This is a genomic window from Bradyrhizobium guangxiense (genome assembly GCF_004114915.1).
Classification (GTDB): domain Bacteria; phylum Pseudomonadota; class Alphaproteobacteria; order Rhizobiales; family Xanthobacteraceae; genus Bradyrhizobium; species Bradyrhizobium guangxiense.
This window is the reverse complement of the sequence record NZ_CP022219.1, coordinates 2,337,559-2,363,870: the sequence shown is the minus strand read 5'-3', so window position 1 is coordinate 2,363,870 and position 26,312 is coordinate 2,337,559. Positions and strand designations below refer to the sequence as shown.

24 protein-coding genes are annotated in these 26,312 nt (G+C 64.0%); 11 read left to right on the top strand and 13 right to left on the bottom strand.

Annotated elements, in window-relative coordinates; all coding sequences use genetic code 11:
• Window positions 1-138: 138 nt before the first annotated feature.
• From X268_RS10995 to X268_RS10985, 3 genes are all read left to right on the top strand, one after another.
• Window positions 139-720, top strand: a complete 582-nt coding sequence (locus tag X268_RS10995) for a TRAP transporter small permease subunit (RefSeq protein WP_128924970.1) — start codon at window positions 139-141, stop codon at window positions 718-720.
• A 26-nt stretch (window positions 721-746) separates the two neighbouring features.
• On the top strand, window positions 747-2,402 hold the full coding sequence (locus X268_RS10990; RefSeq protein WP_128924969.1) for a TRAP transporter large permease: 1,656 nt from the start codon (window positions 747-749) through the stop codon (window positions 2,400-2,402).
• Between the two features lie 119 nt (window positions 2,403-2,521).
• Entirely contained in the window at window positions 2,522-3,811 is a 1,290-nt protein-coding gene (locus X268_RS10985; protein WP_164937660.1) for a M20/M25/M40 family metallo-hydrolase, read from the top strand.
• Between the two features lie 174 nt (window positions 3,812-3,985).
• Here the strand turns inward: X268_RS10985 and X268_RS10980 are convergent, their stop codons facing one another.
• Complete coding sequence (locus tag X268_RS10980; protein WP_128924967.1) at window positions 3,986-5,407, bottom strand: sensor histidine kinase; 1,422 nt, start codon at window positions 5,405-5,407, stop codon at window positions 3,986-3,988.
• A gap of 1 nt (window position 5,408) precedes the next feature.
• Window positions 5,409-6,083: a response regulator gene (locus X268_RS10975; protein ID WP_128924966.1), complete on the bottom strand. Its 675-nt coding sequence runs from the start codon at window positions 6,081-6,083 to the stop codon at window positions 5,409-5,411.
• A gap of 225 nt (window positions 6,084-6,308) precedes the next feature.
• Between X268_RS10975 and X268_RS10970 the strand changes: the two genes are divergently transcribed.
• Window positions 6,309-6,836, top strand: a complete 528-nt coding sequence (locus X268_RS10970) for a P-loop nucleotide/nucleoside kinase family protein (protein WP_245477852.1) — start codon at window positions 6,309-6,311, stop codon at window positions 6,834-6,836.
• Between the two features lie 57 nt (window positions 6,837-6,893).
• On the opposite strand, the gene X268_RS10965 is transcribed toward X268_RS10970, so the two are convergent.
• The 5 genes from X268_RS10965 to X268_RS10945 all read right to left on the bottom strand — a co-directional run bounded on the left by X268_RS10965 (window position 6,894) and on the right by X268_RS10945 (window position 11,776).
• On the bottom strand, window positions 6,894-7,244 hold the full coding sequence (locus X268_RS10965) for a YunG family protein (protein WP_128924965.1): 351 nt from the start codon (window positions 7,242-7,244) through the stop codon (window positions 6,894-6,896).
• Window positions 7,245-7,507: 263 nt separating this feature from the next.
• Window positions 7,508-8,596, bottom strand: a complete 1,089-nt coding sequence (locus X268_RS10960) for a TRAP transporter substrate-binding protein (RefSeq protein WP_128924964.1) — start codon at window positions 8,594-8,596, stop codon at window positions 7,508-7,510.
• Window positions 8,597-8,763: 167 nt separating this feature from the next.
• Window positions 8,764-9,852 carry a TRAP transporter substrate-binding protein gene (locus tag X268_RS10955; RefSeq protein WP_128924963.1) on the bottom strand — a complete coding sequence of 363 codons (1,089 nt, stop codon included), beginning with the start codon at window positions 9,850-9,852 and terminating at the stop codon, window positions 8,764-8,766.
• A 220-nt stretch (window positions 9,853-10,072) separates the two neighbouring features.
• Window positions 10,073-11,209: an Mrp/NBP35 family ATP-binding protein gene (locus X268_RS10950; protein ID WP_128924962.1), complete on the bottom strand. Its 1,137-nt coding sequence runs from the start codon at window positions 11,207-11,209 to the stop codon at window positions 10,073-10,075.
• Between the two features lie 129 nt (window positions 11,210-11,338).
• The gene (locus X268_RS10945; RefSeq protein WP_128924961.1) at window positions 11,339-11,776 is read right to left on the bottom strand and encodes a VOC family protein; all 438 of its coding nucleotides are present in this window, start codon (window positions 11,774-11,776) and stop codon (window positions 11,339-11,341) included.
• 196 nt (window positions 11,777-11,972) lie between these two features.
• On the opposite strand from X268_RS10945, the gene X268_RS10940 reads away from it, so the two are divergent.
• The 5 genes from X268_RS10940 (at window position 11,973) to X268_RS10920 (ending at window position 16,807) form a co-directional block, all read left to right on the top strand.
• Window positions 11,973-12,845, top strand: a complete 873-nt coding sequence (locus tag X268_RS10940; RefSeq protein WP_128924960.1) for an NAD(P)-dependent oxidoreductase — start codon at window positions 11,973-11,975, stop codon at window positions 12,843-12,845.
• A gap of 117 nt (window positions 12,846-12,962) precedes the next feature.
• A complete protein-coding gene (gene nhaD / locus X268_RS10935; protein WP_128924959.1) occupies window positions 12,963-14,243 on the top strand; it encodes a sodium:proton antiporter NhaD in 1,281 nt (426 codons plus the stop codon).
• A 137-nt stretch (window positions 14,244-14,380) separates the two neighbouring features.
• Entirely contained in the window at window positions 14,381-15,976 is a 1,596-nt protein-coding gene (locus tag X268_RS10930; RefSeq protein WP_164937659.1) for a sensor histidine kinase, read from the top strand.
• Window positions 15,977-16,020: 44 nt separating this feature from the next.
• The gene (locus X268_RS10925; RefSeq protein ID WP_128924957.1) at window positions 16,021-16,224 is read left to right on the top strand and encodes a DUF1289 domain-containing protein; all 204 of its coding nucleotides are present in this window, start codon (window positions 16,021-16,023) and stop codon (window positions 16,222-16,224) included.
• A 28-nt stretch (window positions 16,225-16,252) separates the two neighbouring features.
• Window positions 16,253-16,807 (top strand): TIGR02281 family clan AA aspartic protease, encoded by a 555-nt coding sequence (locus X268_RS10920; RefSeq protein ID WP_128924956.1) that lies wholly within the window; start codon window positions 16,253-16,255, stop codon window positions 16,805-16,807.
• A gap of 134 nt (window positions 16,808-16,941) precedes the next feature.
• On the opposite strand, the gene X268_RS10915 is transcribed toward X268_RS10920, so the two are convergent.
• From X268_RS10915 to dctA, 3 genes are read right to left on the bottom strand one after another with little or no spacing between them, the layout of a single operon-like run.
• Window positions 16,942-17,781 (bottom strand): bifunctional allantoicase/(S)-ureidoglycine aminohydrolase, encoded by an 840-nt coding sequence (locus X268_RS10915; RefSeq protein ID WP_128929216.1) that lies wholly within the window; start codon window positions 17,779-17,781, stop codon window positions 16,942-16,944.
• Between the two features lie 34 nt (window positions 17,782-17,815).
• Complete coding sequence (locus tag X268_RS10910; protein ID WP_128929215.1) at window positions 17,816-18,316, bottom strand: ureidoglycolate lyase; 501 nt, start codon at window positions 18,314-18,316, stop codon at window positions 17,816-17,818.
• Window positions 18,317-18,340: 24 nt separating this feature from the next.
• Window positions 18,341-19,675, bottom strand: a complete 1,335-nt coding sequence (gene dctA, locus X268_RS10905) for a C4-dicarboxylate transporter DctA (protein ID WP_128924955.1) — start codon at window positions 19,673-19,675, stop codon at window positions 18,341-18,343.
• A gap of 195 nt (window positions 19,676-19,870) precedes the next feature.
• Here dctA and X268_RS10900 point away from each other — a divergent pair, with 195 nt between their 5' ends.
• Entirely contained in the window at window positions 19,871-20,767 is an 897-nt protein-coding gene (locus X268_RS10900; protein WP_128924954.1) for a LysR substrate-binding domain-containing protein, read from the top strand.
• A 610-nt stretch (window positions 20,768-21,377) separates the two neighbouring features.
• Window positions 21,378-21,677: a hypothetical protein gene (locus X268_RS10890; RefSeq protein WP_245477850.1), complete on the top strand. Its 300-nt coding sequence runs from the start codon at window positions 21,378-21,380 to the stop codon at window positions 21,675-21,677.
• Between the two features lie 132 nt (window positions 21,678-21,809).
• Here X268_RS10890 and X268_RS10885 read toward each other — a convergent pair whose 3' ends face one another.
• Genes X268_RS10885 through X268_RS10875 form a run of 3 tightly spaced genes read right to left on the bottom strand, consistent with a single transcriptional unit; the run spans window position 21,810 to window position 26,306 of the window.
• Window positions 21,810-23,177, bottom strand: coding sequence for a sensor histidine kinase (locus X268_RS10885; protein ID WP_128924952.1), 1,368 nt, complete (start codon window positions 23,175-23,177; stop codon window positions 21,810-21,812).
• Window positions 23,170-24,606 (bottom strand): sigma-54-dependent transcriptional regulator, encoded by a 1,437-nt coding sequence (locus tag X268_RS10880; protein ID WP_128924951.1) that lies wholly within the window; start codon window positions 24,604-24,606, stop codon window positions 23,170-23,172. Before X268_RS10880 ends, X268_RS10885 begins: the two co-directional genes overlap by 8 nt.
• Window positions 24,603-26,306, bottom strand: a complete 1,704-nt coding sequence (locus tag X268_RS10875; RefSeq protein ID WP_347341909.1) for a hydrogenase maturation protein — start codon at window positions 26,304-26,306, stop codon at window positions 24,603-24,605. The genes X268_RS10880 and X268_RS10875 overlap by 4 nt, the downstream gene beginning before the upstream one ends.
• Between the last annotated feature and the right edge of the window lie 6 nt (window positions 26,307-26,312).

The following is a 26,312-nucleotide window of genomic DNA, read 5'->3' as shown; positions in this document are numbered from 1 at the left end:
ACTATCAACAAACTTCCGATTGACTGGCGGCACGCCCGCTGATTTGGTGCGGCTGCCTCATGCCTGCGCGGCGAGATAAGCCACGCGCCCGCTCGGCGCAGTCAAGACGGCCGGGGCACAATCGGGGAGGACCTATCGTTGCAAGCGCTCCTAAAGCTGAGCCAAGGGATCGACGCGTTCACACGCTGGACGGGCAAACGCCTGGCGTGGCTGATCGTGGCCGCCGTCATCATCTCCGCGGTCAATGCGATCATCCGCAAGACATTCGACACCTCCTCCAATTCGTGGCTCGAGCTGCAATGGGTGCTGTTCAGCATCGTGTTCCTGCTCTGCTCGCCCTGGACGCTGCTCGACAACGAGCACATTCGCATCGACATCGTGAACAACGCGCTGCCGAAGACGGTCCGCAACGTGATCGACGTGATCGGTCACCTGTTCTTCCTTATTCCGCTGTGCATCGTCATGATCATCACGGGCGTGCCGTTCTTCCTGCGCTCCTTCCAGATCAACGAGCAATCCGGCAATGCCGGCGGCCTGCCGCAATGGCCCGCCAAAGCCCTGATCATGATCGGGTTCGCCTTCCTGCTCGTTCAGGGCATCTCCGAGCTGATCAAGCGAATTGCGGTGATGCGCGGCTTGATGCCGGATCCCCATGAATCGCAAGTGTCGGCGCTGGAGGCTGAAGTCGAGCACCTCGTCGAAGCGATCGAGAAGAAGTAGCCGTTGGCGACGGTTTAGGGGGAATCATGACTGCATTCATCATCGCCAATCTGGCGCCCATCATGTTCGCGTCGCTGGTCGTCATGCTGTTGCTTGGCTACCCGGCGGCATTCTCGCTCGGCGCCGTCGGCCTGTTCTATGCCATCATCGGCATCGAGCTCGGCGAATTCCGCCCGGACTTCCTCCAGGCCCTTCCGGAGCGAGTCTACGGCGTGATGAACAACGACACGCTGCTTGCAATTCCCTTCTTCACCTTCATGGGGTTGGTGCTGGAGCGGTCGGGCATGGCCGAAGACCTGCTCGACACCATCGGCCAGTTGTTCGGGACCATCCGCGGCGGTCTTGCCTATGCCGTGATCTTCGTCGGCGCGCTGCTTGCCGCGACGACGGGCGTGGTCGCGGCCTCTGTGATCTCGATGGGCCTGATCTCGCTGCCGATCATGCTGCGCTACGGCTATGACCGCCGCGTGGCATCCGGCGTCATCGCCGCATCCGGCACGCTCGCGCAGATCATTCCGCCCTCGCTCGTCCTGATCGTGATGGCCGACCAGCTCGGCAAGTCCGTCGGCGACATGTACGAGGGCGCCTTCATCCCGGGCCTCGTGCTCGCCGGCCTCTACGCCGCCTACGCCTTCCTCGTCAGCATGATCTTCCCGGCGGCGACGCCCGGCCTGCCGAAGGAGGCCATCGGCTTCCGCGAAGACAGCGGCAGCCGCGGCCTCGGTTCGCTCGGCGTGCTGTTCCTCGCCAGCTGCGTGTTCGGCTGGTTCATGATGCGCAATTCGAGCGTGCACGGCGCCGATTACGTCGTGCTGAGCATGTTCTACGGCATCATCTTCGCCTTCGCCGTCGCCGTGGTGAACTGGGTCATCGACAAGCTCACCGGCTTCCGCTTCCTGTCCAAGATGGCGCAGCAGACCACCTTCGTCATGGTGCCGCCGCTGTTCCTGATCTTCCTGGTGCTGGGCACGATCTTCATCGGCATCGCGACGCCGACCGAAGGCGGCGCGATGGGTGCCGCCGGCGCCCTCATCCTCGGCGCCGCCAAGCGGCGACTGAGCTGGGACCTGATCCGGCAAGCCACGGAATCCACCGCCAAGCTGTCGGCTTTCGTCGTGTTCATCCTGGTCGGCGCCCGCGTGTTCTCGCTGACCTTCTACGGCGTCAACGGGCACGTCTGGGTCGAGCACCTGCTCACCTCGCTTCCCGGCGGCCAGATCGGCTTCCTGATCTTCGTCAACGCGTTCGTCTTCGTGCTGGCCTTCTTCCTCGACTTCTTCGAGCTGGCCTTCATCGTGATCCCGCTGCTCGGACCTGCGGCCGAGCATCTCGGCATCGACCTGATCTGGTTCGGCGTCATCCTCGGTGTCAACATGCAGACCTCGTTCATGCATCCGCCGTTCGGCTTCGCCCTATTCTATCTGCGGTCGGTCGCGCCGAAGGAACGCTATACCGATCGCGTCACCGGCAAGCGGATGGAACCCGTCACCACCGGCCAGATCTATTGGGGCGCGGTGCCGTTCGTCGTCATCCAGATCATCATGGTCGGTCTGGTGATCGCGTTCCCCGCGATGGTCATGCACTACAAGGGCGTGCAGTCGACCATCGATCCCAACACGATCAAGATCGAGGTGCCGCAGATCGAGCTGCCGCCGCTGGATCTCGGACCCCCGCAGAAGTAGCGGGAACGACACACGCCGTCATGCTCCGCGCCAGCGGCGCATGACGCGCGATCGCGGGCGTGACAAGCTGCGGAAACGCAGGCATATCGGGCCATCCTCAGCCTCGTGGATGGCCGCTCATGCTCCGACCGCACCCTGCTCCATCACTCATCGCCCCGTTGATCGCCTCGCTCTGGCTGGCATGCGCCGCAACGATGGTGCACGCCGAGCCGATCGCCGACGTCCACATGCTGGCGCAAAAGGAGCAGCAGCCGCTGCTCGACACGCTGCGCGATCTCGTCAGCATCGAATCCGGCAGCAAGGACATCGACGGCCTGAACCAGATCGCCGAGCGCGTTGCCGGTCAACTCAAGCAGCTCGGCGGCACGGTGGAGATCCTGCACCCCACCGATATCTATCGGCTCCACGACACCCCCGAGAAGATCGGGCCCGCCGTCCACGCCGTGTTCAAGGGCACCGGAGCCACGAAGATCATGCTGATCGCCCACATGGACACCGTGTACCTGAAGGGCATGCTGAAGGATCAGCCGTTCCGCATCGACGGCGACAAGGCCTACGGCCTCGGCATTGCCGACGACAAGCAGGGCGTCGCGCTCATTCTCCATACGGTGGCGCTGCTGCAGAAGCTGAACTTCAGGGATTACGGCGCGCTCACGGTGCTCACGAATGGCGACGAGGAGATCTCCTCGCCCGGTTGGCGCAGCACCATCACCCGCCTCGCCTCGGATCAGGACGTGGTGTTCTCGTTCGAAGGCGGCGGCACGGACGGCACGCTGCGCCTCGCCACCAGCGGCATCGGCTCCGCCTATCTCAGCGTGCAGGGCAAGTCGTCGCATGCTGGCGCAAGGCCCGACGGCGGGGTGAATGCGCTGTACGAGCTCTCGCACCAGGTGCTGCAGATGAAAGACCTGTCCAAACCCGAGCGGGGCCTGAAGCTGAACTGGACCGTCTCCAAATCCGGAACCAACCGCAACGTGATCCCTGCGGACGCCGCGGCCCAGGCCGATGCGCGTGCGCTCAAGGTGTCCGATTTCGACGATCTGGAGAGGGAGCTGCAGGACAAGATCAAGAATCGTCTGCTGCCTGGCTCCAAGGTCGACCTGAAGTTCGAGGTGCGTCGCCCGCCGCTCGAGGCCAACGACGCCTCGCGCCGCGTGGCCGCCTACGGCAAGACGATCTACGGGGAGATCGGACTGTCCCTCAAGGTCGACGAGAAGGCGACCGGCGGCGGCACCGACGCCGCGTTTGCCGCGCTCAAGTCCCGCGGGGCCGTGGTGGAAGGCATGGGCCTGTCAGGCTTTGGTGCGCACTCCAACGATGCCGAATATGTACAGGTGGGCAGCATTGTGCCGCGGCTGTATCTGGCGACGCGCATGATCATGGACCTGTCCACCGGCAAGCTGAAATAGCGGGGCGCACTCTTCTTTCTCTCCTTTGCGGGAGAAGATGGCATAGGCGGCCTTCGGCCGCCGTTCTTAAGAACGCCGAAGCGCAGCTTCGGCTATGGCGCCGGATGAGGGGTTCTCTCCACGCGCTCAATTGAGAGTGGGAGTCGCGGAGAGAGCCCCTCACCCGTCTCGCCGCTACCGCGGCGCGCCCCCCTCTCCCACAAGCGGAGAGGGTGCAGCGTCACTGCTGCGCCAGTTGTTCTCAACAGCCTTTGCCACATCCGCCAGCCGAAACCGCAGCGTGAACTCCGCGCCGCCGCCGGGGAGGTTCTCCACCGCGACGGTGGCGGCGTGATCATCCGCCACGGCACGCACGATCGACAATCCCAGTCCCGCGCCATCGCTGCGCCGGCGGTCGGCGCGCCAGAAGCGCTGGAAGATCAGCTCGCGCTCGGCCTCTGCGATTCCCGGGCCGGAATCGCGCACGCGCACCGAACCGTCCTCGCCCACCTCGACGTCGACGGTGGTGCCCTCCGCCGTGAACTTGATGGCGTTTTCGGCGAGGTTGAAGATCGCGCGCTGGAGCATCTCCGAATTGCCGTGGATCCTGACCGGCGCGTCGGTGCCGCGCAGCGCGATGTCCTTGTGCTGCGCGATCGCGAACGGGGCAATCGAGGCGACCACCTCGGCACAGACGCCGCGCAGATCCGCGGTCTCGGCGGGATCGAGCACGAGGGGGTCGAGCTCGGCGATCTCCAGGAGCTGGGTGACGAGGCGGCTCATGGTTTCGATGTCGGCATGCAGGGCCTGCCGTGCCGCACGATCGTCAAGCGTCTCGATGCGCGTGCGCAGGATCGCGAGCGGCGTGCGCAACTGATGCGCGGCATCCGCCGTGAACTGCCGCTGCACCCGAAAGCCGCCTTCGAGGCGGTCGAGCGCCTGGTTGACGGCGGTGACGAGCGGCAGGATCTCGCGCGGGATCTGCTCCGTCGGCAGGCGGATGTCGGTGCGCGCCGGACCGATATTGCTGGCCTCCTCGGAGGCCTTCCACAGTGGCGCGATCGCACGGCGGAAGATGATGATGTCGGCGGCAAGCAGGACCAGGAGGCTCGGAATGGTGATCCATCCCACGCGCCGGAAGAAGTTGGAGACGATGTCGTCGATGATGACGTCGCGGTGCGCGAGGTCCTCGGCGACCTGGATGCGCACCGTCTTGCCGTCGATGTCGCGGGTGACCGTGGCACCGGAAATGCTGTCCGACGCGCGCGGTGCAGCCGCGGCGGGGCGCCGGTGCGAGGAGAACAGCAAGCGGCCATCGGCATCGCGAATGTCGTACTGATAGCGGCCATACGCGTCCGAGTAGAGGCCTTTGAGACTGTCGGGCAGATTGAACGTCAAAAGGCCGTCCGGCTGCGCCACGATGCGCTCCGCCAGCGCTTCAGCCTGGGCGCGCATGGCATCGCGATGCAGCTGGTCGATCTCGGAATTGAGCAGCCAGAACAGCACCAGCGGCAGGAAGATCGCGACCACCGCGACCGCGAGGATGTGCAGGAACACGATGCGCCAGATCAGCGATTTGAAGGTCGGCGACCTGCCATAGGACCCGATGCGGGCCACGTTATTTCTCCACGTCCATGAGATAGCCAACGCCGCGGATGGTGTGGATCACGACCTTGGCGCCGTGCTCTGCAAGCTGCTTGCGCAGCCGCGAGACATAGACCTCGACCGCGTTGGAGGCGACCTCGCCGTCCAGCCCGAAGATGTGGTCCTCGACGTTCTTCTTCGGCACCACCCGCCCCTGCCGGCGCAGCAGGATCTCGAGCACCGAGGTCTCGCGCGCGGAGATGATCCGCGGCTGGTCGTCGACGAAGATCTGACGGCTCTCGGTGTCGTAGACGAGGTTGGCGAGACTGAGCGAGCGGCCGAGCAGTTGGCCCGGCCGGCGCAGGATCGCCTCCAGCCGCGCCACCAGCTCCTCCATCGCGAACGGCTTGACAAGATAGTCGTCGGCCCCGCTACGCAGCCCGCTGACGCGGTCCTGCAACCCGCCACGTGCGGTCAGCACCAGCACGGGCAACGGCTCCATCTTGAGGCGCAGCTCGCGCAGCACCGACAGGCCGTCGCCGTCGGGTAGCCCGAGGTCGAGGATCATCGCAGCATAGCTGACGCTGCTCACCGCCTCGCGCGCTTCGGCCGCGCTGCCCACGATGTCGCTTTGGTAGCCGGCCGCCGCCAGCCCGCCCGCGACGAGCCGCGACAGCTCGGCATTGTCCTCGACGATCAAAAGGCGCATCGCATATCCGCCGGATACTCAGGTCGCCGCACGGCCCGCGCGGCATCTCCGCTCTCTTCCACCATTCGGGGCGCCTCGGCCAGCGAAAAAGCGCGGCCCTGGTCGCCTTGGCCCTGTCAGATTCATGTAAGCCGGCGCCGCCCACGATTCCAGCGGGCCCGCCGCTCGCATGTTTGGTTGGACATCGCCGCATCCGGCCCGTTGCGGGCCTCGGAGCGCTGCCCCATGATGGGCATCATGACCCCATCCTCGGCACTCATTGTGTTCGGCGGCCTTCCAGGCACTGGAAAGACGACGATTGCTCGCCAACTGACAATTCGTCTTGCGGCGACATATCTTCGTATCGATGCGATCGAACAGGCGTTGCGGGACACAGGTCTTCCTGTCGGCACGGAGGGCTACGCCGTAGCCAACGCGCTAGCTGCTGAAAATCTCAAGCTCGGACGGATCGTTATCGCCGACTGCGTCAATCCGGTGCTGGCGAGCCGCGCGGCATGGCAGCAATGTGCCTTGCAGGCCTCGGCACCCCTGGTTGAGATCGAAATGGTTTGCAGCGAACCGGCACGGCACCGGCAACGCGTGGAAAGCCGCACGCCCGACATTGCCGGTTTCAGGCTCCCGACCTGGAGTGATGTCGTGAGCCGCGCGTATGAGCCGTGGGATCGCGAGCATCTGGTACTCGATACGGCCGATTGCTCGATCGACGATCTGCTGGCGCGAGCAGAGACCTATGTTCGCAGCAAGATTGGCTAGCTCGACAATTCGTTCACGGCGGAGGTCAGCAAGCTGCGGCCAGGTCGGCCATCGATGTTAGCCCGACCTCATCAAATGCTCCTGAAAAGCGGCTCTCAGTGCGGCCAGTTGATCGCGTGTTGCTCCCAGCTCCGCATCGGCTCGGCTGGCCGGCAAATCCACATAAGCGATCGGCTGATCGAACTGGCTTGCCGTGAAGTCGTATCTTTTGCCTTCGATCCGATTGTAAAAATGATCGCCGGCCGGCAGCGGCGTCTTCAACAGCTCGCCGCCGAACAGTTCATGAATAAGCAGCGACGTGACGTTGCATTGTCCGGCCGCCGGATTGCTCGCGGTCCATTGGCTTGCTGTCGACAGCGACCATGCCTTCTGAAGCGATCTTTGTACGCCTTCGGGATCGAAGCTCATCGTCATCTCCAGCCAGGCATCGACGAACCTGATTTCGAATAATCCGATGATTGCGTCCTACGCCTGTTTTGCCCGACAGGTCAACTACAGCACTGCTTCGGCTCTCCGCCAATGCCGCTGGGACCGCAGATTCTTCGCTGACTTCTCAACCCGTTGGCTACTGTGCATGGGGTTGTTTTTCGCTTTTTGGGTCCGAGCCCTTCCAGATGCGACAACGCCCCGGAGCTTCCGCTCCGGGGCGTTGCCTGCGAGAGACGACGCGATCAGCTCTGCGAGCGCCGCGCCATGAAGATGTCGTAGCCGACCTCGGCGACCTGGAACCAGGCGTAGCCGTCGCTGGTGAACTTGGCGAGCGAGTCGTGCACCTTCTTGAAGCTCGGGTTGGTCGCAGCGACCTCGGCGTGCAGCTCCTTGGCGGCCTTGTGGCAGGCATCCATGATCGACGGCGAGAACGGGTGCAGCTTGGTGCCGCCGGCGAGCAGCTTCTTCAGCGCCAGCGGATTGGCGGTGTCGTAGCGCGCCATCATGTAGTTGTTGGCGTAGTGGCCGGCCTGCTCCAGCACGCTCTGGTAATATTTCGGCAGCGCATTCCACTTGTCGAGGTTGACGAAGGCCAGCAGCATCGGCCCGCCTTCCCACCAGCCGGGATAGTAGTAGTGCGGCGCGATCTTGTAGAAGCCGAGCTTCTCGTCGTCATAGGGGCCGACCCATTCGGCGGCGTCGATGGTGCCCTTCTCCAGCGCCGGATAGATGTCGCCGCCGGCGAGCTGCTGCGGCACCACGCCGAGCTTCTGGAGCACGCGGCCGGCGAACCCGCCAATGCGGAATTTCATGCCCTTGAGATCGTCGGGCGTGTTGACCTCCTTCCTGAACCAGCCGCCCATCTGGCAGCCGGTGTTGCCCGCGAGCAGCGAGACGACGTTGTAGCCCTTGTAGAACTCGTTGAGCACGTCGCGCCCGCCGCCCTGCATGTACCAGGCCTGGTTGATGCGCATGTTGGGGCCGAACGGCACGGCCGAACCGAAGGTGAAGGTCGGGTCCTTGCCGAAATAATAGTAGGAGGCGGTGTGGCCGATTTCGCAGGTGCCGTTCTGCACGGCGTCGAGCACCTGAAGGCCCGGCACGATCTCGCCTGCGGCGAAGATCTGGATCTGGAATTTGTTGTCGGTCGCCTCCGCGACCATCTTGCACATCATCTCGGCGCCGCCAAACAGCGTGTCGAGCGATTTCGGCCAGCTCGTCGGCATGCGCCATTTGATTTCCGGCATCGACTGCGCGATCGCGGGAGCCGCGAGCGTGGCGGCGCCGGCCGCACCAAGTCCTGTGACCTTGATGAAGTCTCTTCTCTTCATGATTTCCTGCCCTGATGTACCAGTGATTGTGAGCCTTCTTGCCGAGGCTTGACACCACCATGACGCAAGCCGCGGCCTAATTCCATCCCGATCGCACTGCGGCAAAGAAAAAGCCCGGCCTCCGTGGAGGCCGGGCTTTCCGGTTTTGCGACTTTCGGACGAGGCGATCAGCCGCGCGTGCGCGAGCGGATCATGAAGCTGTCATAGGTATATTCGGCTACCTGCCACCACAGATATTCGTCGGAGCGGTAGGCCTGCATCGCGTCGATCGACTTCTTGAAGTCGGCGTTCTTGGCCGAGATATCCGCCCAAAGCTCGTTGGTCGCCTTGAGGCAGGCTTCCAGCACCTCGTTGGTGAAGGGACGAAGCTGGGTGCCGCCGGCGACCAGGCGCTTCAAGGCCGCCGGGTTCTGCAAGTCGTAGCGCGCCGCCATCCAGGTGTTGGCGTTGGCCGTCGCGTTGGTGAGGATCGCCTGATAGTTCTTCGGCAGCGAATTCCACTTCTCCAGATTGGCGAAGGCGTGGACGGTCGGACCACCTTCCCAGAAGCCCGGGTAGTAGTAGTACTTGGCGACCTTGGCAAAGCCGAGCTTCTCGTCATCGTAGGGACCGACCCACTCGGCGGCGTCGATGGTGCCCTTTTCCAGCGCCGGATAGATGTCGCCGCCGGCGAGCTGCTGCGGCACCACGCCGACCTTCTGAAGCACCTGACCGGCGATGCCGCCGATGCGCATCTTGAGGCCGGAGAGGTCGGCGACGGTCTTGATCTCCTTGCGGAACCAGCCGCCCATCTGGGTGCCGGTATTGCCGCAGGGGAAGCCGATCACGTTCGACTTTTTGAAGAACTCGTTGCCGAGCTCCATGCCGCCGCCCTGATACCACCAGGAGTTCTGCTGCCGCGCGTTGAGGCCGAACGGCACCGAGGCGTAGATCGCCCAGGTCGGGTCCTTGCCGACATAGTAGTATGACACGGTGTGGCACATCTCGACGGTGCCGTTGGAGGTCGCATCGAGCGCCTGAAGGGCCGGAACGATCTCGCCGCCGGCGAACACCTGGATCTGGAATTTGTTGTCGGTCATCTCGGCGACGTACTTCGCCAGCTGCTCGGCGCCGCCATAGATGGTGTCCAGCGACTTCGGGAAGCTCGAAGTCAGGCGCCACTTGATCTCGGGCGAGGACTGCGCGATCGCCGGCGAGGCCACTGCGGTCGCCGCCGCGCCTGCTGCCGACACTTTCAGAAAATCACGACGCTTCATCTTCAGGTCTCTCCTTGCTGGGGCGTTTCCCCTTAAACTTCTCTTTGTGCCGCCGCTGATTCCGGAGACGCGCCAGGGGCGCGTCGAACCGAAGGGGCTTGACTGCGGTCGGCCTTTAACACGGAAGGCCCGGTTTCGGAACGCGACAATGGCATGATGGGGCTCTACGAAAGTCGCATGTCCCCCCAGAGAACGAGCAGGCGTGCCGCGGGCGGCCGCCTCAGGCCGCCGCGATGACCCCCTTGAGTTGGTCCCGGACCTGCCCTGCAATGGCGCGGTAGATCGCCGCATGGGGACCGTCCGGCTCGCTGTCGACGACGGGATTGCCGGCATCCGAGGTGGCGCGAATCGCCATGTGCAGCGGGATCTCGCCGAGGAACGGCACCCCGAGCTTCTCGGCCTCGTGCCGCGCCCCGCCATGGCCGAAAATGTCCGACCGCGTGCCGCAATGCGGGCACTGAAAATAGCTCATGTTCTCGACGATGCCGAGCACGGGCACGTTGACCTTCTTGAACATGGCAAGTCCCCGCCGCGCATCGATCAGGGACAGGTCCTGCGGGGTCGAGACGATCACCGCGCCCTTGAGCGGCACGTTCTGCGCCAGGGTGAGCTGGGCATCGCCCGTCCCCGGCGGCATGTCGACGACCAGCACGTCGAGCTTGCCCCATTCGACGTCGCGCAGCATCTGCGTCACCGCCGACATCACCATGGGACCGCGCCAGATCATCGCGGTCTCCTCCTCGACCAGGAAGCCGATCGACATGATGGCGAGGCCGAAGCGCCGCAGCGGAATCATCTTGCGCTCGTCGTTCAGCTCCGGCTTGTCCCGTAGGCCCGTCAGGCGCGGCACCGAGGGGCCGTAGATGTCGGCATCGAGCAGCCCGACCTTGAGGCCGAGGTCGCGCAGGCCCAGCGCCAGGTTGAGCGCGGTGGTCGACTTGCCGACGCCTCCCTTGCCGGAGGCGACCGCGATCACGGCGGCGACGCCCGGGATCTCCGACTGCCGCGCCATGGGGGATCCGCCGCCCTGTGGCGGCTTGTGGGCGTGGACCGGCTGCACCCCGGGAGCGCCGCGGCTCAGCTGCGGAGGCGGCGGTGGTGCGGAGCCCGGCTTGCGCTCGGCGGTCAGCGCCACCATGACGGTGGTGACGCCGGGGATGGTGCGCACCGTGGCCTCGGCCTCGGCCCGGATGGATTCCCAGGCCCTGGCCTCGGCGGCATCGACATTGATCGAGAAGAACACCTTGCCGTCGGAGGCGCTGATCGCGCTCAGCACATTGGCATTGGTGAGCGCGACCCCGCGGGGTGACTTGATCCTGGCGAGGCTTTCGAGAACTTGTTGCTGCGTCACGCTCAAAGTGCATCTCCTGAACGGAGCCTGATCCGGACCCGGCGGGCCGCCCCTGCGCAACGCGTGGAGCGGCTCTTCAGCAAGGTCAGGCTCGAGACTTTAGGATGCCCCATTAGAGCGGAAACGCCCAAAAGGCTACTGCCTGCCGATATCGTCAGCCATCTCGGCGGGCGCGGCCCCCTGCTCCCTGGCGGCCTCGTAATTCAGCTCGATCATGACCCCGTTGGGATCGTGAACAAAGATCTGCCAGAGGTCGCCGCCAGGCACCTGGCGGGAGTCGAACTTTATCCCCTTGGACGCCAGCCGCTGCTTCATGCCATCGAAGCCGCGACTGACAAAGGCGACATGATGGACGACGCCGGAATCCGGCTTTTGTGCCTCGGCCGTCGCAGAAATATCGACGAGGTGCACCACCGCCTTGCCCTCGCTGTACATCCAGGCGCCGGGGAAGGCGAAATTTGGCCGGGCGCCTTTTTCCAGGCCCAGCACGTCCTCGTAGAAGCGGACGGTCTCGGCCAGATTCCGGGTCCGGATGTTGAAATGATCGAGGACGCCAACGCTCACACCGCCCATGCTCTCGCTCCCTTTTTCGAAGTCCTTAGGTCCCGCCATCCTAGCACAGGGGGCCGCCAAACGAAGCCGTTGCCCTCCCGGCTTAACGGTTTATGGTGCGCCTCCGGTCCGCCCTCGCAGCGGAACTTCGAGGACGCCGCCCGGCGCCCTCCCGGCTACAACCGTAAAACTCAAAACTACGGACAAGGTACCACACATGGCTAAAGTCGCTTTCCTCGGTCTCGGCGTGATGGGCTTCCCCATGGCCGGACACCTCGTGAAAAAAGGGGGCCATGAGGTCACCGTCTACAACCGCACCGCGGCCAAGGCGAAGGAATGGGCCGACAAGTTCGGCGGCAAGACCGCACCAACCCCGAAGGCCGCCGCCGAAGGTCAGGATTTCGTGATGTGCTGCGTCGGCAACGACAACGATCTGCGCGCGGTCACGATCGGCGCCGACGCAGCCTTCGCCGGCATGAAAAAGGGGGCGACCTTCGTCGACCACACCACCGCCTCCGCCGAGGTCGCCCGTGAGCTGGACGCAGCCGCCACCAAGGCCGGCTTCAAATTCGTCGATGCGCCGGTCTCCGGCGGCCAGGCCGGCGCCGAGAACGGCGTTCTGACGGTGATGTGCGGCGGCACGCAGGATGCCTATTCCGGCGCCGAGCCGATCATCACGGGCGCCTATGCGCGGATGTGCAAGCTGCTCGGGCCCGCCGGAAGCGGCCAGCTGACCAAGATGGTCAACCAGATCTGCATCGCCGGTCTGGTGCAGGGTCTCTCGGAGGGCATCCATTTCGCCAAGAAGAGCGGCCTTGACGTCGCCGCAGTGATCGAGACCATCTCGAAAGGAGCCGCGCAGTCCTGGCAGATGGAGAATCGCTACAAGACCATGAACGAGGGCAAGTACGATTTCGGCTTCGCGGTCGAATGGATGCGCAAGGACCTCTCGATCTCGCTGGCTGAAGCCCGCCGCAACGGCGCCAACCTGCCCGTCACCGCACTGGTCGATCAGTTCTATTCCGAGGTCGAGAAGATGGGCGGCAAGCGCTGGGACACGTCGAGCCTGCTCGCGCGCCTGCAACGCTGAAGAGTGCGAGACGGTCGCTGCCGGGCAGCGGCGACCGACACGGGCCTTGACGCCGCGCCGGCGCCGCGAAGGCCTGACAAGCGCATTGAGCCGAGAACGAATTCCGGGGGGACTGACTTGCTGAGCGTGATAGCCGCCGTTTTCATCGTTGCGTATGCTGCCATCGCGCTTGAACATCCGCTCGGCGTCAACAAGAGCGCCTCGGCTCTGCTGGGAGCGGGCCTGCTCTGGACCATCTACGCGCTGTCCGTCGGCGACGCCTCGCTCGTCAACCACCAGCTCGACGAATCTGTCGCCTCGACCGCGCAGATCGTCTTCTTCCTGATCGGCGCCATGACGATCGTCGAGGTGATCGACGCCCACAACGGCTTCGAAGTCATCACCTCGATCATCCGCACCACGAAGCAGACTACGCTGATGTGGATCATCGGCTTCGTGACGTTCTTCCTGAGCGCAATCCTCGACAATCTGACGACCACCATCGTGATGATCTCGCTGATCCAGAAGCTGATCGGCAACAAGAGCGATCGCCTGCTGTTTGCGTCCATCATCGTGATTGCCGCCAATGCCGGCGGTGCCTGGACCGTGATCGGCGACGTCACCACGACCATGCTCTGGATCGGAGGTCAGATCACTCCCGTCAGCATCATGAAGTCGGTGTTCCTGCCGTCACTGCTCAACCTGCTGATACCGCTGCTCATCATCGGCTATTCGCTCAAGGGCAAGGACATCGTCCCGCCGCTACAGCGACAAGCGCAGGCTCTCAGGGTTGAGCTGTTCGAGCGCAATTTGATGTTCTATCTCGGTCTCGGTACCTTGGTTGCCGTTCCGGTTTTCAAGGCCGTGACGCACCTTGCGCCCTTCATGGGTATCCTGTTCGGGCTGGGCATCCTCTGGCTGGTCGGCGAGATCGTCCACCGCCACAAGGACGAGGATGTGCGCCGTCCCCTCACCCTCGTCCATGCGCTGACGCGCATCGACATGAGCTCGATCGTGTTCTTCGTCGGCATCCTCATGGCCGTCGCCTGCCTGGAGCACGCCCGCGTCCTCGAGCTGCTGGCGAAATGGCTCGACGCCACGGTCGGTCGCCTCGACATCATCGTCATCCTGCTCGGTCTCTTGAGCGCCATCATCGACAACGTGCCGCTCGTCGCGGCCACGATGGGCATGTACAATCTGGTGCAGTACCCCCCGGACAGCTTCATCTGGGAGTTCATCGCCTATTGCGCCGGCACCGGCGGCTCGATCCTGATCATCGGCTCGGCGGCGGGCGTCGCCGCCATGGGCCTCGAGAAGATCGAGTTCTTCTGGTACGCCCGCCGCATCGCAGGCCCCGCGCTCGTGGGCTATCTGGCGGGAGCGATGGTCTACATCGCGCAGCACGCGGCGTTGCATTGAACGGAACCGGCGAGGTCCAAATTAACGCCGGGTTAACGTAATTCTTTAGCTCCTTAAGTCACCTCTTAAGGATTTCTTGCCAGAGATAGACAATGCAGAAGGCCCGCGTCCGGCGCGGGCAGGAATCGTGTTGCTTGATGAGTAACCCCGCTGAAAAGCCTGAGGTTGTGCAGCTTCCGGCCGAGCCGGTGAGCGCTCCATCGGCGAGCAGCCGAAGGGCTGCGGCGCAGCGGGTGCGCGAGGCGCGCGACAAGTTAACGTCGACCAGCGGAACCCGGCCGGCCTTCGACGCCGAGATGCTGCGCCAATACGCCCAGACGCGGCTGTCGGCGTCCTATGTCGTGATGCTGCTGGTGGTGGCGACCGGCGTGCTGTTCGGCCTGTGGATGCAGCCAATCCCGGCTGCTGCCTGGACTGCCGGCATGCTCTGCATCCACGGCGCCATGATCCGTAGTTGCCGGCGCTTCCTCACCGAGCCCGCCTCGCCCACGGCGACCCGGGCGTGGCGGACACGCTTCGTCGTGCTCGACCTGCTCTACGGCTTGTGTTGGATGGCGATCCTGATCCATCCCGTGCTCGACATGGTCACGGAAACGCTGATGATGTTCCTGATGCTGCTGGTGATCGCAGTATCGAGCATGCTTGCCGCCAACCTGCCGATCGCAGCGCTTGCCGCCACCGCGCCGGTCGCGGTCGCCATGGCGCTGAGCTTCGCGATAACGGGCTCGCTGGACAATTACATCCTGGCCGCGCTGGCGCTCGCCGCCGAAGGCTATTTCGTGCTGCTGGCGCATCGGCTGCACTCCTCCACCTTCGCCACGCTGGAGGCGCGCGCCGAAAAGGACGCGCTGATCGGCGAGCTCGAACAGGCCAAGGCGATCTCGGATGAGGCCCGCCACCGCGCCGAATCCGCCAACGTCGCCAAGTCGCGCTTCCTCGCGCAGATGAGCCACGAGCTGCGCACCCCGCTCAACGCGATCCTCGGCTTCTCCGAGGTGATGAAAAGCGAGATCTTCGGCGCGCATGCCGTGCCGGTGTACAAGGAATATTCCGCCGACATCCACAATTCGGGCGTCCACCTCCTCAACCTGATCAACGAGATCCTCGACCTGTCGCGGATCGAGGCCGGCCGCTACGAGCTCAACGAGGAGGCGGTGTCGCTGGTCGGTATCGTCGCCGACTGCCATCATCTGATGAAGCTGCGTGCCTCCAGTCGCGGCATCACCATCCACGAAGTGTTCGAGCAGGCCATGCCGCGGCTCTGGGCCGACGAGCGCGCGATCCGTCAGGTCGTGCTCAACCTGATTTCCAACTCGATCAAGTTCACCCCGCAGGGCGGCGAGATCTGGCTCAAGGCCGGCTGGACTGCTTCGGGCGGGCAATATCTCTCGGTGAAGGATACCGGCTCCGGCATTCCCGAGGACGAAATCCCTGTCGTGCTCGCCTCTTTCGGCCAGGGGTCCAACTCGATCAAATCGGCCGAACAGGGCGCCGGTCTCGGCCTGCCGATCGCCAAGAATCTGATCGACCTGCATGGCGGCACGTTCACGCTGAAATCGAAGCTGCGCATCGGCACCGAGGTGATCGTCACCTTCCCGCCGGAGCGCGTGATGAGCGCGCTTGCGCCGTTGTCCGATGATTCTCCACCGCTCCAGCCGGAAAGTTCCGTACTGCCCGACGAGAAGCGCCGGCCGCGTCATAAGCCGATCATGAGCGCAGGCACGGGCTCTTAACCAGATGCTTGCAGACATGCCCGACAATCCCCCACTATGTCCGAATGAGCAAAGAAACGCCGTGCGTCGCCGTCTGCATGATCGATCCCAGGACCAAGCTGTGCTTCGGCTGCGGCCGGACCTTGCCCGAGATCGCGCGCTGGCACGCCATGGACAGCGCGGAACGGCTCCCGCTCATGACCCTGTTGCCGGCACGCATGACGGAAGCCGGACTGGAGCCGATCGCGCCATCGCCGAAGCGCTCCTGACCGGCCTGCGCGCCTTGGGAGGCGCGCAATGATCCGCTTCCTGCTCGTTTTCGTCATGCTCGCCGGCACGGCAGGCGCGGTCGTCGCCTATGGCGATCCCGAGCAAATCGCGCGCGCCGGCCACAAGGTCTCGCACATCTTCCGGGCGCAGACGGTGGCGCCTGCTCCCGCCGTGCAGATTCCGCGCGGCCAAGGCGGCGAATTCGCGCTGCGTGCGAAGATCAACGGTGTCGCGGCACCGATGGTAATCGATACGGGTGCGACCTCGGTGGTGCTGACCTGGGAAACCGCGAAAGCCATCGGATTGCCGCTCGAGATGCTCGAATACGATGTCGACCTCGAAACCGCGGGCGGCCATACCAAAGCGGCCCGTCTCACGCTCGACCGTGTTTCCGTCGGTCATCTCGTCGAGAAATCGGTGCCGGCCCTCGTCGTCCAGCGCGGTCAGATGAAGACCAACCTGCTCGGCATGAGCTTCCTCGACCGCCTGGAGAGCTGGGGCGTGCGCGCCGACAAGCTGATGCTGACCGGCTATCCCGAGCTTCAGAGCAGCCACCGCCGCTCGCGCACCGCGATCGATTAGCTCACAGCGGAACTGCGGCAGCACGGCGCAGGCTAGACATTTTAGGTTCTGATTGAATCAGAACCGAAGCTCCAGATTCTTGTTTTGACGCGTTTTCTTCACGCGAACCGGTGCCCACTTCGCTTGAAAACGTTCTAGACCTGCGGGGGGCCCTGCCGCAGGTTCATGTGCCGGTTGACGTCCTTGTAGAGAAGATAGCGAAACCGGCCGGGGCCTCCTGCGTAGCAGGCCTGCGGGCAGAAGGCGCGCAGCCACATATAGTCTCCGGCCTCGACCTCCACCCAGTCGCGATTGAGACGGTAAACCGCCTTGCCCTCGAGCACGTACAACCCGTGCTCCATGACATGCGTCTCCGCAAAGGGAATCGTCGCCCCCGGCTCGAACGTCACGATATTGATGTGCATGTCATGACGCATGTCGGCCGGATCGATGAAGCGGGTGGTTGCCCATCTTCCTTCCGTGCCCGGCATCGGTACGGGTTCGAGCGAATCTTCGTTGACCACGATTGCCTCGGGCTCGGCCAGCCCCGGCACGCGCTGGTACAGTTTGCGGATCCAGTGAACCTGCGCCGCACCCGTGCCGCGGTTGCGAATGCTCCAGGCGCAGCCGGGCGGGACGTAAGCAAAGCTGCCGGGCCTCAGCTCGAATTCACCATCTGCCAAATTGAGACTGAGCCGGCCGCCCACGACGAACAACGCCCCCTCGGCATCCCTATTCGGCTCCGGCATCTGGCTTCCTCCGGCCGGCGCGATCTCCATGAGATAGTAGGAGAACGTCTCGGCGAATCCGGAGAGCGGTCGCGCCAACACCCAGACCCGCGTGTCGTCCCAGTGCGGCAGGTGGCTGACGACGATATCGCGCTGCACGCCGTTGGGGATAACGGCATACGCGTTCGTGAAGACCGCGCGGCCGCTCAGCAGATCCGTCTGAGGCGGAAGCCCGCCCTGCGGTATGTGATAGCTGCGCGATGACATCATCAAGCCTCGTGAAGGTTACCGATGGGACGTATCAGCCTGCGGCCGACCAGAGAGCGAGTTGCATCTTCTCGCTCAGCCAGAATTCTTCGAGATTGTCGCCATGCCCCTTGCGGTCGACGACGAGGAACGCGCTTGTATCCTGGAGAACCAGGAGCGGATGATGCCAGCAGTTTCGGGCATAATTCACGCCCTGGTGGCCTCTTGCCGCGAACGCCCGATAGCTCGCGGAGACGGCAGGATCCGTGCAAACGACGACCAGCCACTCCGCTCCGTTGAGGGGCATGAACATCTGGCTGCCAAGCGGATGGCGCTCCATCAGTCTGATCGCGATCGGCGCGGGACGTGCCGAGGCGACGAACCAGCTGATATTGACCTGCCCGCCTTCCGCGGCGACGTCGATAGTGGCGAGCTCATTGTAGCGCGCCGCATAGCCCTGGTTGATCGACAGCGGCGTCTTCCCTTCCGTCTCGACGACCTCGCCGAACGGGGCGAATGCCTGTTTCGTCAAAGGCTCGATCGAGAGTGTCACCATCGCCAAACTTAAGCACTCCCGCGTCTAGAGGGTCTGCAGGCCCGCGACGGGACCATCCGTGCCGGCCGGATCCACTCGCAGATTCTCGGCTGAAGGGTCAATCTCGCCGTTCAGGATGCGATGCGCCTTGGCGTGATCGAGGTCTCCCTCCCATGAGGCGACCACGACTGCCGCAACGCAGTTTCCGACATAATTGCCCAGCGCGCGGGCGATGCCGATGAACCAGTCCACCGACAGGATCAGCACCAGTCCAATCGCCGGAATGGCCGGAATGGCGGACAACGTCGCGGCGAGCACGACGATCGCCGAACCCGGAACGCCATGGGCACCTTTGGAGGTGAGCAGCGCGACGCCGAGGATCGCCAGGAGGTCGCCCGTCGCAAGCGGCGTATTCGTCGCTTGTGCAATGAAGACGGCCGCCAAGGTCAGGTAAATGGAGAACGCATCCAGATTGAACGAGTATCCGGTCGGGATCACCAGACCCACGGTCGATCGCTTGATCCCGAGCAGCTCGAGCTTTCGCATGGTCTGTGGGAGCACGCTGTCGCCGGCGGCCGTGCCGAGGACGATCATCAGCTCTTCGCGCAGATAGGCCATCAGCTTGAACAGACTGAAGCCGGAGATCCGCATGATCGCGCCGAGAACGACGACCACGAACAGAACCACCGCCAGATAGAACAGGGCGACGAGGCCGCCAAGCTGCTTGAGCGAACCGATGCCGTATTTGCCGACGGTGAAGGCGATCGCGCCGAACACCCCGAGCGGGGCGAGCCGGACGACAAAGTTCATCATCTTGAAGATGATCTCGTTCACGCGCTCGACGAAATCGACGACCGGCTTGGCGCGTTCGCCGCACAGCGACACGGCACATCCGAACATGATCGAGACGATCAGGACCTGCAGAACATCGCCGGAGCTGAAAGCGCCGACCAGCGTCGAGGGAATGAGCTTCATCAGGAATTCGGAGACGCCGCCGCCGGCGACCTGGGCCGCCGTCTGGCTGAACCCGCTGAGCGCCTTGGCGTCCAACGCGCTCGGGTCGATGTTCATTCCGGCGCCGGGCTGGAAATAATAGGCGAGCGCGAGGCCGAACACCAAGGCGACGGTGGTGACGATTTCGAAGTAGAGAAGCGATCGAATGCCGACTCTTCCAACCTTGGAAAGGTCGCCGGCCGCCGAAATTCCCTGCACGACGACGCAGAACACGATCACCGGCACCAGCATCTTGATGAGCTTGATGAAGCCGTCGCCCAGCGGCTTCATCTGCAATGCGGTGTCCGGATAAGCCATGCCGAGAGCAATGCCGACGGCGAGTGCGACGACGACCTGGAAGAAGAGTGACTTGAACATCTTGGGCATCGCCTTCCTCGCTCGCTGGGCTTCCGTCTGGCTTGGTCGGCCGGAGCCTTCGCCATCGTTGTCGTTGGCGGCGAGCTGCGATCGCCGCGGAGGCAGCCTGCCGTCGCGACAGGATGGAGGCTGTATCGGCCATTCGTTGACCAGGTGCGAGATCAAGTCCAATATATAGAACGACACGATTGATAGGCTTTCGCTATGGATCTCCGCCAGCTCCGGTACTTCATCGCGGTAGCCGAGGAACGCAGCTTCACCATCGCCGCCCGGCGGTTGAACCTGTCGCAGCCGCCGCTCAGTCAGCATGTCCAGGGCCTCGAGGCGGAGCTCGGGACCCAGCTCCTCTACAGGACCAGCCGCAGGGTCGAGCTGACGCAGGCGGGCGAGGCCATGCTGGTGCGGGGACGCGCAATCCTGCAACAGGTCAAGGCTGCGGAGGACGAGGCTCGGTCGATCGGAGCCGGCCTGATCGGAACGCTCGACGTTGGAGCGACCGGCTCGATCCTGCGCGGCCGTCTCGCAGAGCTGCTTGCGGCCTATCGGGAGGGCGCTCCACTGGTCAAGATGACGGTGCATGAGCAGGCGCCGGCGCTGCAGATCGCAGCGCTGCTCGGCCGCACGACCAACATCTGTCTCATTCGCGGCATTCCGGCCGAGCGCGGCCTGACCAGCAAGCTTGCATGGCGGGAAGAGGTCGTCCTCGCAATGCCCCGCACCCATCGACTGGTGCGCCGCAAGCGCATCGCCCTCGGTGATCTGGCATCCGAGGATCACGTCATCCTCGATCCTGGTAGCTCCGACTTCGCACGATACGTGCAGTCGTGCTGTGTCGATGCCGGCTTCCTGCCGAAGGTGTCCCAGCAGGTCGTCGACGCCCAGTCGATCCCGAGCTTGATCGCCGCGGGTTTCGGCGTGGCGCTCGTGCCGCAGTCGATTGCGCGCTTCACGACCGACGACATCGTATTCCGTCCGATCAGGCCCTCACCGCCAACGGCCGACGTGTTTCTGCTCTTCAGGGAGGACGAGACGTCGATGGTGGTGCACAATTTCATCAAGCTGGCGCTGCGCTATCTGAATCATCGGAAGAGTCTGGGCTAGGAGCCATGATGTCGATATTGGCCCGCGTGATGTGTTCGGGCACGAGAGCGAAGTTATGGCAGGTGCTCTCTCCTCTCCGTCATTGCGAGCCAACGGATCCGCGCATAGCGCGGCCCGATGACAGGCTCCACGAAGCAATCCAGAATCTTTCGGCGGAGGGATTCTGGATTGCTTCGTCGCAAGGGCTCCTCGCAATGACGGAGGATGAGGTGGTGGCTCGCTCTCCAATTGACGCTGTCGTTCCCCGCGAAAGCGGGAAATCCAGTAGGCCGTGGCCTCTCGGTCCAATCACTGCCGTCTCGGAGTATTGGATCGCCCGGTCCTCGTGCGCAATTGCGCACTGGCCAGGCGATGACACCGATTGTGTGGCTATAGACATGCCTTCGCGTTCTCGCGGCACATTTCGCCCTAGCTTTGCTTCATCTCGCTACCCTCTTGAGCCAAGCGGCCGGATCGACAGAGGGCGACACAGGTAAGGCGCGGTGGCCCGGATGACTGGTCATCTGATCTCCTTAGCCGATTGAACGGGCCGCTGCGTCGAATTCAGGTTCAACTCGGCGCGAGACCATCCAACCTCTCCAAGATTTCACCGAGCTCAAATGCAGTTGACTTGATTCCGCTGCTCGCTCAGCGAAACTTCCTCCGCGCCGGCTGCCTGATTTGGAGGCCGGACACCGCGATGGATGGAGCCGTATCAATGCCGCAATTCGATCCTGAGCTCGTGTGCACCATGAGGACGGCCCTCGAGGAGGCCATGTTCAAGGTGCCTTCCGACCTGGTGACGATATCAACCAAGGCATTCCTCGCCGAATGCATTCTCAAGGCGGCGGCTCAAGGCCACACCAATTATGCCGATCTCGTCGCTGCGGCGACCGACCATATACAGGCGATCGCCTCGATGTTTTCGTGACAGGCCCGGCGCTGACCATTCGGCGGCCGCAAATTCTCGCTGCTGGAGCAGCTCCTTATTGCGGCGGCGACCTCACGAGGTGTCTTGCCCGACGGGCAACGCGGGCCTCATGCGCGAGTCGAACGCCAGTGCCTATGCCGCCGGCAACGCGAACGAGAATGTCGCGCCGCCCTCCGGACCGTACCCGGCGACCAGCTCACCGCCATGCTCGCGCACGATGCCGTAGCTGATCCAGAGGCCAAGTCCCGTCCCCTCGCCGACCCGCTTGGTCGTGAAGAACGGCTCGAAGATGTGGCTGATGTGATCCTTGTCGATCCCCGGGCCGTTGTCCGAGATCCGGAACAGGATTTCGTTTTCCTTGCGCACCGCCGACACGACCAGCCGCGGCGCTTCGGTGCCGCGCATCGCGTCGATCGCATTCTCAACGAGATTGACGATCACCTGGTGCAACTGCCCCTCATTGCCGGAGACCCAGAGCTCCGGCTCGACCTCCATCTGCAGGTCGATGCGCACCTGCTTGGTGCGTACGGCCCACAGCACCGCGGTGTTGATGAGCCGCTCGATGTTGACGCGCTCGACCTCGCCGAGCTTGCTGAAGGACAGCCGGCGCAGATTCTTCACGATCTCGCTGATACGGACCGCGCCTTCCAGGGTGCCTTCGATCAGCGGACCGAAATCCTCCAGGATCTCATCGATGCGGAGGCTTCGCCGCTCGGCCGCGAGCTCACCCTCCTTGGCCTCGCCGTGGACCGCGTCGAGATAGGCGGCGATCGCGGTGCGATAGCGCATCAGGGTGTGGACGTTGCCGTAGACGAAGCTGATGGGGTTGTTGAGCTCGTGCGCGACGCCTGCAACGAGACGGCCGAGGCTTGCCATCTTCTCCTGCTCGACCAATTGCCGCTGGGCGCGCTGCAACTCGTGATGCGCCTTGTGCAGCTCCTCATAGGCACGGCGGAGCTCTCCGATCGGCCGGCCCGTCAGCACCACGCCGATGAAGCGGCCGCGGTGGTCGTGACGCGGGGATGCGTTGATGGCGAACAGGTCCGAGCTGGCGCCCTCGCGCGAAAACCGCAGCTCGCCATCGACGACGTCGGAGGCGCTGCGCGGCTTCAGGAGCGGAACCAGCTTGGCCTTGTCCTGAACATCGATGACCTCGGCAATGTTCTTGCCGACGATGTCCGCGACGCTGCAGCCAAGCGTGTGCTGGAACGCGGAATTGACCTGCTGCACCAGCCCTTTGGCATCGCAGACGATGAGAATGTCGGAGACGGATTCGATGACGTTGGTGACGAAGGCCTGCGCCTCCTCCAGCTCCGCGTTCTTGTGCTCGAGGTCGACCTCATAGCGCAGGAGGTCCGAATAGACCTCATCCATCTTGCGGATGACCTCGATCCAGGCGCCCTCGCGCTCCTGATCGAGCTCCATCGCGCCGCGCTTGGTGATCAATTTGAGCAGCGTCTCCGGTTCGCCCGTTTCAGGAGAGTGCGTCACCTCAGGCATTCTTTCTCAAATCATACCTGGCCAGCTTGTTCCTGAGACCGACGCGCGATAGCCCGAGCTCGCTCGCGACCCGGCTGATATTGCCTTCGTAGCGCTCCAGGCAGCTGATGATAACCGCTTTCTCCAGGTCTTCCACCTTGTCCTTGAGGGTTGCGGAGCCGTTCAGCTTGCCGTGGACCGCGGCCGCCGGCGGCTTGCCGTTGCGCCGGCCCAGCAGCGGCGGGGCCTGCAATTCATCCGCGTCCGCCAGCACCGCCATGCGCTGGATCTCGTTCTGCAGCTCGCGGACATTGCCCGGCCAATGATATCTGGCAAATGCCTCGAGCGCCGACGCCGCGAAGCGCAGGCCAGGCCGATTGAAGGAGGTCTTCACCGACGATAGCACACCTTCTGCGATCAGTGAGACATCCATCGGGCGCTCGCGCAAGGCCGGCATGTGGACGGGAAACGCCGCCAAGCGATAATAGAGATCGCGCCGGAAGCGGCCGGCCTCGACCTCGGCTTCGAGATCCCGGTTGGTCGCGGCCACGACGCGGACGTCGACCTTGCGCACCCGCTGCGCGCCGAGGGGACGGATCTCGCTCTCCTGCAGGACGCGCAGCAGCTTGACTTGGAATGCCGGCGAGGTCTCGCCGATCTCGTCGAGGAAGATGGTGCCGCCATCGGCGACCTCGAACAGGCCGATCCGGTCCTGATAGGCGCCGGTGAAGGCGCCCTTCTTGCAGCCGAACAGCTCGCTTTCGAGCAGCTCGTCCGGCAACGCGCCGCAATTCTCGACGACGAAGGCCTTGTTGGCGCGCGCCGAGCCGTAGTGAATGGCGCGCGCGAGCAGCTCCTTTCCGGTCCCGGACTCGCCGGTGATCAGCACGGAGATGTCGTAGTCTGCGGCGCGCTTGCCGAGCTCGATCACCTTGTGCATGGGACTTTCGGAGGAGTGCACGATGCGGTCGAAATCGTAGAGCTGCTTGGCGACACCTCGCTTGACCGAGACGACCTTCTTGATATGCCCTGGCGTCGCCTTGACGTCGACGCCGGCCGTTTCCGTCTCCTTCTGGAGGCGATAGAGTTGCACCGCCTCCTTGACGATATCGACCAACCGATCCGGCTGCCACGGCTTGGTGACGTATTGATAGATGCCGGCCTCGTTGAGGCCCGCGATGATATCCTCGGAATCGGAATAGCCCGAGATGATCATCCGCACCGGATCGGGCCACAGCTCCCGCACACGCTTCAGGAAACTCACGCCTGATTCATGCGGCATGCGCTGGTCGCAGAGGATGGCGTGGACGATCTCGCCCTCCAGCAGCTTTTCCGCGTCGGCCGCATTGCCGGCGCAAAGCACCTCGAAATCCTCCCTAAGAACGCGCCGCAGCGCTTCCTGCGACCGGACTTCGTCGTCGACGACGAGAATGGTTCCCCGAACGCTCATGAGGGCACCACCATGGGTCTGGGCCGCTCGGCCGGCCGCCGCGACCGATGATTGGCGATGGTCAGCGGCGTGCGCGACTTCGGCACTTTATGGATGAAGTTGTAGCGCGCGACGTGATAGCTCGGATCGAAGCCGTAGAAATTGAGCCTCATCCGCCGCAGCTCCTCGTCGCGATAGGCTTGCAGCGGCTTTTTGGCCTCGTCCGCCGCGCGGCGGCTCTTCTTGTCGGCGAGGCGCGCCGCAAGGCCTTGATCCGCGCCCATCGCTGCAGCAAGTGCCACGAGACTTTCGCGCGCGAGCTCGCCACTTGCGAGGACGCGATCGACGATCCCGAGGCGTTGCGCCTCGGCGATGCCCATCGGCAGCCGGCACTGCGTGATCCGGGTCGCGTTCGCGGCACCCGCCCGGCGCGGCAGCAGATAGGTCCAGTATTCGGAGCCGAACAGATTGCCCATATCCTTGTAATGCGGGTTCAGCACGATCTGCTCACCGGCCCAGACCTCGTCGGCGGCCAGGCTCAAGAACACGCCTCCCGCTCCCGCATTGCCGCGAATGACCGATATCACCAGGCGGTCCGTAGTCTCGATGATCGCGCGTGCCAGATCGTCGATGGCATTGATGTTGCGCCAGGATTCATCGGCGGCGCTGTCGCCGGCCTCGATCTCCGCCAGATGAATGCCGTTCGACCAATAGTCGGAACCGCCGGTCAGAAGCAGCACCTTTGTCGGGCGCGCCAGCGCGGTCCGGTAGGCATGCAGCAGCGCTTCGCAGTCGCTCGTCGCCATGGCGCCGTTGTAGAAGGAGAACTGCAACTCGCCGATCTCGCCATGCTCGGCATACTGAATGGGAGCATAGCCGCAATCCGGCCGCCGCGGCAGGCCAGCTGCTTGCTCGGCGAAGACCTTTGCCGCGGACCGCTTCAGGCTCTTCGGTGCAAGCTGCCGCACATGGCCGATCCAGACCGCTCCGTCGACGGTCGCACGGGCCAAGGCACCATCGCATTGTGCGACGATCGTGCCGGGAATGCCGGAAATATCTCGCGCTTCGTGGACGTCGAACAGTCGCACGTCCTGGAAGAACAGGCTGTCGAGGAGGCCCGGCATGCCGTCGGCGCTGTTGATTTTGCGCAGAACGGTCTCGGTCGTGTCGTGCTGCCAGTCGATCGCCCGGTCCGACTGGTGGCAGGGCCCGCGCGCGCGAATGCGCGCGTCGCCCTCGCGCATCGGCTGCGGTGTCGGCCGTCCCGCCGCGATCGCATCGATCGCTTCCAGCACCGCTTCGACCGCGCATGAGGTCACCTCGTTGCGGTAGATGCTGGATTTTGCAGCGCGCCGCATCGGGAACGTGCGGAAGGCCCAGACTGGACCGGCGTCGAACTCGCCGTCCGCCTGCAACACGGTGACGCCCCACTCGGTCGCTCCCTCGAGAATGGCCCAGTCGAGCGCCGCCGGGCCGCGGTCGCCGGGCGGGCCAGGATGCACCACCAGGCAGCACACGTTGCGCCAGACATCTTCGGGGATCGCCCGTTTCAGGAACGGCGCGATCACCAAATCGGGCCGGTACAGCGCCACGCTTTCGCGCGTGACGTCGGCGTGGATGTCGAGCTCGACCGAGACCTCATGGCCGCGCTCGCGCAATTCAACATGGAGCCGCTGCGTCAGGCTGTTGAAAGAATGCGATAGCAGCAGGATGCGCATCATGATCGC

What these genes read in the sequence shown, in the direction of transcription:
- X268_RS10990 (WP_128924969.1), top strand. Translation starts at nt 747, where the DNA reads ATGACTGCATTCATCATCGCCAATCTGGCGCCCATCATGTTCGCGTCG.
- X268_RS10985 (WP_164937660.1), top strand. Translation starts at nt 2,522, where the DNA reads ATGCTCCGACCGCACCCTGCTCCATCACTCATCGCCCCGTTGATCGCC.
- X268_RS10975 (WP_128924966.1), bottom strand. Translation starts at nt 6,083, where the DNA reads ATGCGCCTTTTGATCGTCGAGGACAATGCCGAGCTGTCGCGGCTCGTC.
- X268_RS10970 (WP_245477852.1), top strand. Translation starts at nt 6,309, where the DNA reads ATGATGGGCATCATGACCCCATCCTCGGCACTCATTGTGTTCGGCGGC.
- X268_RS10965 (WP_128924965.1), bottom strand. Translation starts at nt 7,244, where the DNA reads ATGAGCTTCGATCCCGAAGGCGTACAAAGATCGCTTCAGAAGGCATGG.
- X268_RS10960 (WP_128924964.1), bottom strand. Translation starts at nt 8,596, where the DNA reads ATGAAGAGAAGAGACTTCATCAAGGTCACAGGACTTGGTGCGGCCGGC.
- X268_RS10955 (WP_128924963.1), bottom strand. Translation starts at nt 9,852, where the DNA reads ATGAAGCGTCGTGATTTTCTGAAAGTGTCGGCAGCAGGCGCGGCGGCG.
- X268_RS10945 (WP_128924961.1), bottom strand. Translation starts at nt 11,776, where the DNA reads ATGGGCGGTGTGAGCGTTGGCGTCCTCGATCATTTCAACATCCGGACC.
- X268_RS10940 (WP_128924960.1), top strand. Translation starts at nt 11,973, where the DNA reads ATGGCTAAAGTCGCTTTCCTCGGTCTCGGCGTGATGGGCTTCCCCATG.
- X268_RS10930 (WP_164937659.1), top strand. Translation starts at nt 14,381, where the DNA reads ATGAGTAACCCCGCTGAAAAGCCTGAGGTTGTGCAGCTTCCGGCCGAG.
- X268_RS10925 (WP_128924957.1), top strand. Translation starts at nt 16,021, where the DNA reads ATGAGCAAAGAAACGCCGTGCGTCGCCGTCTGCATGATCGATCCCAGG.
- X268_RS10920 (WP_128924956.1), top strand. Translation starts at nt 16,253, where the DNA reads ATGATCCGCTTCCTGCTCGTTTTCGTCATGCTCGCCGGCACGGCAGGC.
- X268_RS10915 (WP_128929216.1), bottom strand. Translation starts at nt 17,781, where the DNA reads ATGTCATCGCGCAGCTATCACATACCGCAGGGCGGGCTTCCGCCTCAG.
- X268_RS10910 (WP_128929215.1), bottom strand. Translation starts at nt 18,316, where the DNA reads ATGGTGACACTCTCGATCGAGCCTTTGACGAAACAGGCATTCGCCCCG.
- dctA (WP_128924955.1), bottom strand. Translation starts at nt 19,675, where the DNA reads ATGCCCAAGATGTTCAAGTCACTCTTCTTCCAGGTCGTCGTCGCACTC.
- X268_RS10900 (WP_128924954.1), top strand. Translation starts at nt 19,871, where the DNA reads ATGGATCTCCGCCAGCTCCGGTACTTCATCGCGGTAGCCGAGGAACGC.
- X268_RS10885 (WP_128924952.1), bottom strand. Translation starts at nt 23,177, where the DNA reads ATGCCTGAGGTGACGCACTCTCCTGAAACGGGCGAACCGGAGACGCTG.
- X268_RS10880 (WP_128924951.1), bottom strand. Translation starts at nt 24,606, where the DNA reads ATGAGCGTTCGGGGAACCATTCTCGTCGTCGACGACGAAGTCCGGTCG.
- X268_RS10875 (WP_347341909.1), bottom strand. Translation starts at nt 26,306, where the DNA reads ATGATGCGCATCCTGCTGCTATCGCATTCTTTCAACAGCCTGACGCAG.